13 protein-coding genes and 1 tRNA gene are annotated in these 10,404 nt (G+C 59.5%); 10 read left to right on the top strand and 4 right to left on the bottom strand.

The annotated features are described in order from the left end of the window. Positions 1 to 41 precede the first annotated feature (41 nt). On the bottom strand, positions 42 to 224 hold the full coding sequence (locus RSB01_RS11800) for a hypothetical protein (protein ID WP_332625522.1): 183 nt from the start codon (positions 222 to 224) through the stop codon (positions 42 to 44). Between the two features lie 422 nt (positions 225 to 646). On the opposite strand from RSB01_RS11800, the gene RSB01_RS11805 reads away from it, so the two are divergent. The 3 genes from RSB01_RS11805 to RSB01_RS11815 are packed head-to-tail and all read left to right on the top strand — an operon-like array spanning position 647 to position 2,921. Continuing rightward, positions 647 to 895 (top strand): DUF3489 domain-containing protein, encoded by a 249-nt coding sequence (locus RSB01_RS11805; RefSeq protein WP_312815938.1) that lies wholly within the window; start codon positions 647 to 649, stop codon positions 893 to 895. Further along, entirely contained in the window at positions 892 to 1,311 is a 420-nt protein-coding gene (locus RSB01_RS11810; RefSeq protein WP_332591224.1) for a DUF2924 domain-containing protein, read from the top strand. The genes RSB01_RS11805 and RSB01_RS11810 overlap by 4 nt, the downstream gene beginning before the upstream one ends. Next, entirely contained in the window at positions 1,311 to 2,921 is a 1,611-nt protein-coding gene (locus RSB01_RS11815) for a recombinase family protein (RefSeq protein WP_332625523.1), read from the top strand. Before RSB01_RS11810 ends, RSB01_RS11815 begins: the two co-directional genes overlap by 1 nt. A gap of 603 nt (positions 2,922 to 3,524) precedes the next feature. Here the strand turns inward: RSB01_RS11815 and RSB01_RS11820 are convergent. Next, positions 3,525 to 3,614 (bottom strand) — tRNA-Ser (locus tag RSB01_RS11820). 227 nt (positions 3,615 to 3,841) lie between these two features. Between RSB01_RS11820 and RSB01_RS11825 the strand changes: the two genes are divergently transcribed. From RSB01_RS11825 to tenA, 7 genes are all read left to right on the top strand, one after another. Then, positions 3,842 to 4,876, top strand: coding sequence for a septal ring lytic transglycosylase RlpA family protein (locus RSB01_RS11825; protein WP_332591226.1), 1,035 nt, complete (start codon positions 3,842 to 3,844; stop codon positions 4,874 to 4,876). Positions 4,877 to 4,917: 41 nt separating this feature from the next. Then, on the top strand, positions 4,918 to 5,541 hold the full coding sequence (gene tmk / locus RSB01_RS11830; protein WP_332591223.1) for a dTMP kinase: 624 nt from the start codon (positions 4,918 to 4,920) through the stop codon (positions 5,539 to 5,541). Beyond that, entirely contained in the window at positions 5,538 to 6,518 is a 981-nt protein-coding gene (locus RSB01_RS11835) for a DNA polymerase III subunit delta' (RefSeq protein ID WP_332591222.1), read from the top strand. The genes tmk and RSB01_RS11835 overlap by 4 nt, the downstream gene beginning before the upstream one ends. A 3-nt stretch (positions 6,519 to 6,521) precedes the next feature. Beyond that, a complete protein-coding gene (locus tag RSB01_RS11840; protein WP_332591221.1) occupies positions 6,522 to 7,301 on the top strand; it encodes a TatD family hydrolase in 780 nt (259 codons plus the stop codon). A gap of 18 nt (positions 7,302 to 7,319) precedes the next feature. Further along, positions 7,320 to 8,144: an MBL fold metallo-hydrolase gene (locus RSB01_RS11845; RefSeq protein WP_332591225.1), complete on the top strand. Its 825-nt coding sequence runs from the start codon at positions 7,320 to 7,322 to the stop codon at positions 8,142 to 8,144. 129 nt (positions 8,145 to 8,273) lie between these two features. Further along, positions 8,274 to 8,915, top strand: a complete 642-nt coding sequence (locus RSB01_RS11850; RefSeq protein ID WP_332620290.1) for a TenA family protein — start codon at positions 8,274 to 8,276, stop codon at positions 8,913 to 8,915. Further along, entirely contained in the window at positions 8,915 to 9,592 is a 678-nt protein-coding gene (gene tenA / locus RSB01_RS11855) for a thiaminase II (RefSeq protein ID WP_332620289.1), read from the top strand. Before RSB01_RS11850 ends, tenA begins: the two co-directional genes overlap by 1 nt. A 127-nt stretch (positions 9,593 to 9,719) precedes the next feature. Here the strand turns inward: tenA and RSB01_RS11860 are convergent, their stop codons facing one another. Together RSB01_RS11860 and RSB01_RS11865 are read right to left on the bottom strand one after the other, a co-directional pair. Beyond that, positions 9,720 to 10,103 (bottom strand): hypothetical protein, encoded by a 384-nt coding sequence (locus RSB01_RS11860; RefSeq protein ID WP_332591815.1) that lies wholly within the window; start codon positions 10,101 to 10,103, stop codon positions 9,720 to 9,722. Between the two features lie 94 nt (positions 10,104 to 10,197). Further along, on the bottom strand, positions 10,198 to 10,404 hold a 207-nt coding region (locus tag RSB01_RS11865), incomplete at its 5' end, for a DUF72 domain-containing protein (protein WP_332625524.1).

The following is a 10,404-nucleotide window of genomic DNA, read 5'->3' on the forward strand; positions in this document are numbered from 1 at the left end:
TCGGTGCCCGAACGTCTTCCTCTCCGCCATAGCCCTCGCCGCTACAGTGCTCTTTTGGCTATGAGTCCTGAGCCTAGGGCGGTGATGTCGGAGGCTTTGTGGAGTTTGAGTTTGCGACCTTCCGCAATCAGGGCCGTGATCGGCAAATACTCGATCGACAGCTGAATGGATGCGGGAAGGTTGGGGGCGTCTGGAACGGGAGCGTCGTGCGCAGAAATGGTCATGAACATAGTCCTTTATGCAGGCGTGAGGGCGCACGCCCGCACTGCAGGACTATGCCGCCTCAGCCGAAGAGGGTGGGAGGTTGTGACGGCAGGCCGGCATCACCGGCTGCTCTGGCGTCTATGGATAGCTGGAACATTTGTTCGAACGGGCCGTAGCCAATGAGAATGAAAAGACCGGAGCCAAGAAGAGGAGATCAGACCGAAGCCGAGAAGGGGATCACAAGAGGAGCAACTGAGGGACTTACTGAGTTCAACACGGCACAGCTGGGAAGCAGCCCAAGCTTTGGCAATGGGGCCAGCTAAATGTTTTTGAACATCGGTGGACTAGCGCTGCAATCGGAGCGTTAGTGCGGGTGTTCCGCCCGGCCAAGCCGGGCTCGGATCAGTAGGGGCAAGCCGCTCCAGATGATCCGAGGAACACCATGCTGACCTTCCACAACATAGAGCCGCAACCGGTTGCAAAGGTGCCGAGCAAACAGGCGCAACTGATTACCCTCCTGCAGCAAGAGGGTGGGGCCACGATGAAGGCCATGACCCAGGCCACAGGCTGGCAGCCGCACTCGGTTCGAGGCGCAATCGCCGGCGTACTGCGCAAGAAGGGCTATCTGGTCCAAAGCTACAAGCATGAGGGCACGCGTTACTGGTCCATCCAAACCGAGGCAGGCCAATGAACGAGATCAAGGCCTTGGTCGCGGCGGTGGCAAGCATGACTCTGGAAGAGGTGCGCTACGTTTGGCGCGAGCGGTTTGGCGAGCCGCCGGCCTTGCGATCGACCGATATGATGAGAAGGGCGCTGGCTGACCGGTTGCAGCAGGAGAGTTCATCGCATCCGTTGGACAAGCGTTTGGCGCAACTGGCGGCTCGGCACCGGACAGGCTCCAAGCCCACCGTGGTGGCTCACAGCTTCAAGACCGGCTCGCTGATCCAGCGCGAATGGCAAGGCGAGCGCCATCAGGTGGAAGTGGTGGAAGGTGGCTATGTCTGGAAGGGGCAAAGCTATAAGAGCTTGTCAGCCATCGCCCGCGAGATCACGGGCTCGCGCTGGAACGGGCCGCGCTTCTTTGGTCTGCGTGAGGATCAGGCCTGATGCAGACCAAGACCATCCGCTGCGCCATCTATACCCGCAAGAGCACCGAAGAGGGGTTGGAGCAGGACTATAACTCCCTGCATGCCCAGCGCGATGCCTGCGCCGCCTATATTCTCTCGCAAGCGGGTGAGGGCTGGAGCTTGTCGCCGGAGGTCTATGATGATGGTGGCTATTCGGGCGGGTCGATGGAGCGTCCGGCCCTCAAGCGGCTGATGGCAGACATCGAGGCCAAGAAGATCGATGTGGTGGTGGTCTATAAGGTCGATCGCCTGACCCGCTCATTGGCCGACTTCTCCAAGATCGTGGAAGTGCTGGACCGGACCGGCTCCAGCTTTGTCAGCATCACCCAGGCCTTTAACACCACCACCTCCATGGGGCGGCTAACCCTGAACGTGCTTTTGTCCTTTGCGCAGTTCGAGCGTGAAGTGACCGGAGAGCGGATCCGCGACAAGATCACCGCCTCCAAGAAGAAGGGGCTGTGGATGGGAGGCACCCCGCTGCTGGGCTATGACCCTGACGGGCGAACCCTAAAGATCAACGAACAAGAAGCCGACGCCGTGCGCTGGATGTTCTCCCGCTATCTGGAAGTGAAGTCGGTGCACCAGATGGTCAAGGATGCCTCGGCTAAGGGCATCTGCGCCAAGCGCTGGGTTAATCGCCACGAGATTGAGACCGGTGGCGGGCCGTTGCAGCGCGGGGCCATTTACTACCTGCTGCGCAATCGCACCTATATTGGCGAGATCCCCCACAAGGATGAATCCTACCCCGGTCAGCACGAGGCGATCATCTCTCGTGAGACCTTTGATGCGGTGCAGGCCTTGCTGGATGAAACCCGCCGCACCCGCAAACCGGGCAAGGCCCGCCCCGCACATACCGGCGCACCGTTGTGCGGACTGATCTTTGATAGTGCAGGGCAGGTGATGTCGCCGGTCAATGCTGGCCGTAAGGGCGGGGCGACCTACCGGTACTATGTCTCGACCGCGGTACAGAAGGGGCGAAAGTTAGAAGCGGGAGTGCATCCCCGCGTGCCTGCGCCGGTGATCGAAGAGGCCGTGCTCAAGGCGGTGGCTCCCTTGCTGGAGACCAGGACATCGCCGAGTTGGGATCAGGTGCGCGATGTGATTGATCGCATCGAGGTGCAGCGCGAGGGGCTGAAGATCAGGCTGGATCCGACACGCCTGACCGAGTGCCCCATCAGCGATGCAGGACGCATGCGATTGGCGCAACTGGATCAGGAGCAAAACCAGCCGGTCATCCTCTGCCCGATAAAGATCGCCAAACGCGGTGGACTGACAGTGCTGGGGCCCAATGGCACCGAGGCCATCATCAAGCGCAATCTGGATCCGGCCTTAAGTTCCGCACTGGTTAGGGCCGAGGCTTGGAAGCGCAAACTCTTGAACAGCGAGGTGACTCGTCTGGAAGACTTGGCCCGGGCTGAAGACATCAACTCTACCTATGCCGCGCGCATGCTACGGGTGGCTTTCCTGGCTCCGGAGATTAAGGCCAAGATCATTGAGGGTTTAACCGATGAGCGTCTGACTTTGCAAAACATCATGAGGCAGGATGTTCCGCTGGATTGGGATGATCAGCGGGCTCTTTTTATGGACTGAATCCATTCGCTGATATCGTGATTTGAATCCCTGATACGGTCGATTTATTCCCTGCTCGGCCGTTTTATTTTCCCTGTTAATTTGTAAGGGAAATGAGCTGCCGCACTATCAAAAGCCCCGCTACAGCGGGGTTTTGTCGGTTTGGTGCCAGGCTTCCGCTATCAAAACACAGGCGATATTCCCTGTTATTCCCTGTAAACAGGCAAAGGGCGCGCCAAACTCTAGCGCCGCTGCGCAAACGGAGACGGGCGGGAGAATGAGGGGCATAACTGCGCCATCAGCCATCTCTGGAGACGGCAAATAGCCCAGGTGGGCTGCGCAAGTTGCGGTAATGTCGGGGGTATTTGCGGGCGACCCGCATAGCCCGCTTTAGCGGGCGAATAGATGGCGGGAAGATATGGATTCGAAGCTGAGATATAGTTTTGGCTGCAAGCCACGGAAATGTCGCGGCTTAAAGTATTCAGAATCTACCTTAGAGATTTTGATAAAGTATATAGCCAGTTTTATTGGAAATATTCATAACTTACTCAGTCTCTGATGTAGATTTTAAGTAAACATGACTAGTGTGTACTTAATTATACTTACTAGTTGTTGTTGAATAGATGGCGGAAGAGGTGGGATTCGAACCCACGGTAGGCTCTCACCTACGCCGGTTTTCAAGACCGGTGCCTTAAACCGCTCGGCCACTCTTCCGTCAGGCGCTTGGTGCGCGAACCTTGCGAGTCAGCGGCGAGTCGCAAGGCAGCGCAGTGCTTAGCGGGAAATGTGTCGCGGGCTCAAGTCGAAAACAGCTAATATGCGTTAACCAAACTCCAAGTTTGCCGTGTGCATGGTGGGGTATGCAGTCGGTAACCTTCCCCCATTCGTCGCCTTTGATGTCCTTAAGCTTCCACAAGGGGGCATTTCGTACAGTCTTGATGGTGTCCGCCTTGGTCACGTTGTCCGCCTGTGCGTCAGCGGGGGGCGGCAAGGGCGGGGCCTTACCGCGTGACATTCCTTCGGTCAGCGATGCGGCTCCGTTCGTGTCGGGAACGATGCGGCCCTATACGATCCGCGGGCGCACCTATCGTCCGGCTGAACAGCCTGATTATAACGAGACGGGGCAGGCATCCTGGTACGGACAGTATCATCATGGACGCTCGACCTCGACGGGCGAGCGGTTCGACATGAATGCGCTGACGGCGGCGCATAAGACCTTGCCGCTGCCCAGCATGGTCGAGGTAACCAATCCCGCCAACGGACGGCGGGTTTTGCTGCGGGTGAATGATCGCGGGCCGTTTGTCGACAGCCGCATCATTGACCTGTCACGTGGTGCCGCTGATGCATTGGGCCTGCTTAATCAGGGTGTGGGCGAGGTGAGGGTGCGCTATGCAGGTCGTGCCCCACGCTCGGGTGGCGGGATGCGCTTGGCTGATGTCGGTAGCCGTGGCGCGAACCAACCGGCAGAGCAGCCATCGTCGGTGCAAAATGCGCCTTCGTCGACCGCGCGCCCGTATAATGAAGTGGCTCGCGAACGACCGCGCCAGCCTGCGCGTACGCAGGCAGCAACGCGTCCAGCAACGACAACCAATTATCCGCGCACTCGCCGCGATGTGCCGATCCCCGATCAGCCATTACCGCCATTGATGCCGGCGCGTAACGCGCCACTGGTGGCATCGGCCGCTGTGCCAGCTCCGGTACCTGTGCCCGTTTACACGCCGCCGCCTGTCGCGCCTGTGCCAACGCAAGCCAGCGGCCCCTATCGTGTCCAGGTCATGTCATTCGAAGAGCGGGCGTTCGCTGACGGTATTGCCCGACGGGTAGGCGGTGACGCAGTTGTGGAAAGTTTCGAGCGTAACGGCCGCACGCTTTATCGCGTGGTTGTGGGCTCCGGTGCTGATCGCGAAGGGGCTGAACGTCTGCGTCAGGCGATCATCGCACGCGGTTTTGCGGATGCCTTGTTGATAGCCGACTGAATCGGGGTGACTTCCGGCGCGGGCGCGGCCATTGTGCGCCCGTGCGAGGCAGATTCATTACATTCGAGGGCGGCGAAGGTGCCGGTAAGACCACGCAGGCGCGCCTGCTGGCAGAGCGCCTGCGTGAGCGTGGCATAGACACCGTGCAGACGCGCGAGCCGGGGGGATCCCCCGGTGCCGAGGAGATCCGCGCCATAGCGGTTTCCGGTGACGCAGAGCGCTGGTCGGCGCGGACGGAAACCCTGTTGATGTATGCGTCCCGTTCGGACCATCTGGAGCGCAAAATTCTTCCTGCGCTGGAAGAGGGCAAATGGGTGGTTTGTGATCGCTTTGCCGATTCCAGCCGCGCCTATCAGGGCGCGGGCGGCGGTGCGCCCGATAGCCTGATCGAGGCGCTGGATGAGCATGTGGTCGGCGACAACCAGCCAAACCTGACCGTGGTGTTTGATATTCCGGTCGAGGTGGGGCTGGAGCGCGCCTTTGGCCGTGGTCTGTTTGAAACCCGCTTTGAGTCCAAGGGGCTGGAGTTCCACCAGAAGCTGCGCGAGGGTTTCCTTGCCGTGGCGGTGCGCCATCCCGAGCGTTGTGTGGTGCTGGATGCCACCGGCGAGGTTGAAGAGGTTGCCGAGCGGCTGTGGGCCGTGGTGGAGGAGCGGCTGCTTTGAACGAGCATCCGCGCGACCGTTACGATCTTGTTCCCGATCTGAAGGCGGAAGAGGCCTTTCTTGACGCGCTTGGACGCGGACGGCTGCACCATGCGTGGCTGCTGTGCGGTGTCGAGGGCGCGGGCAAGGCGTCGTTTGCCTATCGGGCAGCCCGTCGACTTTTAGGGGCTGCGCCTGATCCGTCGCGCGGGCCTTTGGGGGCCTCACCTCATGATCCCGTATCGCGTCTGGTAGCGGCACAGGCCCATCCCGATCTTTTGGTGCTGGAACGTATCATCGAGGGTGGCAAAACCAAGAAGGCCATCTCGGTGGATCAGGCCCGCCAGTTGCCGGAATTCTTTTCCAAGAGCCCTTCTCAAGCCAAATACCGCGTGGCGATTATTGATGCTGCTGATGATTTAAATATCAATGCAGCCAATGCTTTACTTAAAATTCTTGAGGAACCACCTGAAAGTGGTGTGCTGTTCCTCGTGACCCATGCGCCGGGGCGCTTGTTGGCAACCATTCGTTCGCGTTGCCGTCGTTTGAGCTTTCCGGTGTGGACCGAGGCGAAGCTGGCCGAACTGGTGCAGCAACGCACGCAGGTGTCTTGGGAAGAGGCCGAGAGCGCGGCTTCAATGGCGGGTGGCTCGCCGGGTGCGGCGCTGAGCCTGGCGTCCGGGCCTTTGTTCGAAATGGACCAACTGGCCCGCATGATCGTCGAGGGCGCAGGTCTTGACCGCAAAGAAGAGCTGGATGTGGCTTCCAGCTTCCGCGGTGCAGAAGGCGCAGTACGATTTGACGCGCTGATGGATCGTCTGATTGCCACAGTTAAGCGCCATGCTGCGCAAACCGGTGGGCGCGAGGGTGCGCGCTGGGCGGAACTGTGGGGCCGTCTGTCGGAACTGCCTGAACGGGCCACCGGATTGAATATGGATAAAGGTGATGTGCTGCTGGGTGCGCTGGCAGACATTGCGCGTACCAAGGCTTTGCACTGAACCATGCTGATCGATAGTCACGTCAACCTTCACGCCCCGCAGTTCGACGAGGATCGCGACGAGGTTATCGCCCGCGCCCGCGAGGCTGGCGTAGAGATGATGGTCGAGATTTCGGATAAGCTGTCGACCTTCGAGGCGACGCATGCTCTGGCAATGGCGCATCCGGATATCTGGTGCACGGTGGGGGTTCACCCACACGAGGCCAAGGACTATGCCGACCTGAAGGCCGATACCCTGATCGAACTGGCCCAGCGCGACCGCGTTGTCGGCATTGGCGAGTGCGGTCTTGATTTCCACTATGATCTCAGTCCGCGCGACATTCAGGCCAATGTGTTCCGCCAGCATATCATCGCCGCACGCGAGACGGGCCTTCCTCTGATCGTTCATACGCGCGAAGCCGACGATGTTTGCGCGGCCATTCTCAAAGAAGAAATGGCCGTCGGAACGTTCAAGTTCCTTATGCACTGCTACACGAGTGGTCTAGAACTAGCTGATATTGCTGGTGATCTTGGGGCGTGGTTCTCGGTGTCGGGTATTGCGACATTCAAGGCCGCCGAGGATGTGCGCGAAGTGATCCGCATCATGCCCAATGACCGGATTATCGTCGAAACCGACTGTCCGTATCTGGCCCCGATCCCGTATCGCGGACGACGCAACGAGCCGGCCTATATTAGCCATGTACTGGCCAAGCTGGCCGAGGTGCGTGGCTGGTCCCCCGAAGAGGCGGATCGTTTGACGACAGACGCCTTCTTTGGTCTGTTCCATTCCATACCAAGACCGTAACGCCCTATGGTGGATATCATGGTGGATGAGCTGGAAGTTGTCATTCTGGGGTGCGGATCGTCTGGTGGCGTACCCCGTGGCGATGGCAACTGGGGTGTGTGCGATCCGCAAAATCCGCGTAACCTAAGAACACGCTCGTCTGCTCTGTTCCGCCGTATCGGAACGGGTGGCGTGACCAATGTGGTGGTGGATACCTCGCCGGAGTTTCGGCAGCAGATGGTGATGGCGGGCGTGCGGCATCTGGATGCCGTACTCTACACCCACGATCACGCCGACCAAACCCACGGCATTGACGATATCCGTGTCTTCTTCATTCAGGGCGGGCAGCGCATTCCGGTGTGGCTGGATCAGGCGACATATAACTCGCTGATGAAGCGTTTCGGCTATGTGTTCGAGTTGCAGAACAACTATCCGGCCATTGCCGAGGCCCATCTGATCCCGCCGCACGGCACGCCTTGGTCGGTGGACGGGGCAGGCGGGGCTGTGCCGGTCGTGACGTTCGATCAGGCGCACGGGAATATCCGCGCGGTTGGCTATCGTATCGGTGGCCATAACGGGACGGGAGGCGTGGTCTATTCGCCGGACGTTTCCGATCTGGACGAGGCGGCTATCGAGGCTGTGCGCGGTGCGGACCTGTGGATCGTCGATGCGTTACGCTATCATCCGCACCCGACCCACGCGCATCTGGACAAGACGCTGGGCTGGATCGCCGATGCAGGCGTCAAACGCGCGGTGTTGACCAATCTGCATATCGATATGGACTATGAGGCGCTGAACAAGCGCCTGCCAGCGGGTGTCGAGGCTGGATTTGACGGCTGGTCGGCGCGTTTCTCTCTGGGCTAACCCACCACACGCGGACAACTCTCGTTACCTGTCAGGGCGATGGCTTTACCCCCGTCGCTATCGGTGCGACCCCATAGGCGATCTGCGATTCCCGCATCGGGAGCACAGCAGGGCAGTTGGGAGTGAGGAATGTCCGGCTTTGTCGAAAGCCTGCGTTTGGAAAACGCAGCGGGTTGGGATGGCTGCGTCAGGCACCGCTATGTCGATGAACTGTTGGCAGGCAGCATCTCGGACGAGGTGATGGGCCGCTATCTGGTTCAGGACCACCGTTTCATTGATGCCTTTGTGACACTGGTCGGTGCGGCGGTGGCCTCGGCCGATCTGTTCGAAAGCCGTCTGCGTCTGGGGCGTTTCCTTGGCATGGTGTGCAGCGACGAGAACGACTATTTCATCCGCTCGTTCGCGGCGTTGGGTATTGGTGAAGAGCGCCACGATATTCCTGATGCCGCGCCGACGGCGGGTTTCAAAGCTCTGATGAAAGAAGCCGCGGCTACCCGTTCCTATGCAGCTATCATGGCGGTGTTGAACGTTGCCGAGGGGCTTTATCTGGACTGGGCGCAACGCCTTGATAGTCCGATGCCTGAAAACTTCATCCATGCTGAATGGATTACTCTGCACGACAACCCGTTCTTCGTCGATTTCGTCACCTTCCTGAAGGGCGAGCTGGACCGTGTTGGTCCCGCCGAGGCCGATATGGCGCGCGACTTCTTTAAACGTGCTGTCGATCTGGAACTGGCCTTCTTTGATGCTGCCTATGAGGGGGATGCATAATGGATTTCTTCGACCGTCTGAAAGCGGCTGCCCATGATGACTGGCAGTCCTATGTGGACCACGATTTTGTGCGCATGATGGGCGAGGGCACGCTCCCTCACGACGCGTTCAAGGCCTATCTGGTGCAGGACTATCTGTTCCTGATCCAGTTCAGCCGCGCCTATGCGCTGGCAGCCTATAAGGGCCGCACGCTTCAGGACATCAAGGCGGCACAGGATACTATGGCCGCCATCCTGAACGAGATGAACCTGCACCTGCGTCTGTGCGAGCGCTGGGGGCTATCGGCGGCTGATGTCGAGGCGACAGAGGAGCATAACTCCAATATTGCCTATACCCGCTATGTGCTGGATTGCGGCATGTCGGGCGACCTGCTGGACCTTCATGTGGCCCTGATCCCGTGCGTGATCGGCTATGGCGAAATCGCCAAGTCGCTGGCCCCGAACGGGCCGGATGCACTGGGGGATCACCCTTATCGCGAATGGATCGGCGAATATGCAGGCGAGGGTTATCTGGCCGCCGCCGCAGGTGCCCGCGCCAATCTGGATCGACTGGCCCAGCGCGGCGTCTCGGATGAACGCTTTGCGGAACTGGTGAAGATATTCGCCAGAGCCTCGCGACTGGAAGCCGGTTTCTGGCAGATGGGTCTGGATCTGGGCCACGAAGCCAAGTTGGCCTAAAACGATCAAGACATCATAGGGCGGAGGCGCATTGTTGGTGCTTCCGCTCTTTGTGAATGAGACAAGAGAAGACCACTCTTAAGGCAGACGTTTTAGATGGCTGCAAAGGGTGGTTAGCAGACTTCCGCTACGTAGCGTGCAGCATAGCTTGGGGCACATCTGCCGAGGCACCGTCGTCGTACTCGACGGTGTAGACATTGCCGGTCGGAAACTCGTCGAGGTATGTCCCAGACCGTTCATATTGACGGGAAATCCCGACAATTGATGCCGTCGACCCCGGGCGTTGCCAAGTGGGAGCATGATCGGCAACGACCACTAAGTCGTTCCAAGTGAACGTCGGCTCGCCTCCCGTAGATGCGCTTATCTGGCCTTCGACGAATCCCAACTCCTCGCGCAGAGTCGCGATGTCTTCGGCCGTCGCTGACACGACGCCGGACGTGAAGTCTTGCAGCAAGTGGGACAGGTGGGCGCGGTCAGCGAGAAGGTCGGATAGTGCAGGTTCTTCGTCCATGGGGGCAGAGTGTCTCATTCTCGACCTACCAGCAATGGCTCGAAATGACCGCTATGGCTCGATAGCGGTCTGGGGCGCATGTGCGATCAGCCGCCTACTTCACCTTTTCGATCAGAGCCATGGCGGCGGCTGGATTGCGAACCTTTGCGCCGGAGATGAAATAGGCGAAGACGTCGCCATTCTTGGCCCATTCGCGGGTTTTGGCGGCGATGGCGTTTAGCTCTTCGTCGGTCATGCCGGTGGGTTCGTCCTCGCGGCTGGACATCAGGCGCGCATAGGTGAAGTCGGCGGTGCGCTCGTC

It is taken from the genome of Brevundimonas sp., assembly GCF_036659295.1.
GTDB lineage: Bacteria > Pseudomonadota > Alphaproteobacteria > Caulobacterales > Caulobacteraceae > Brevundimonas.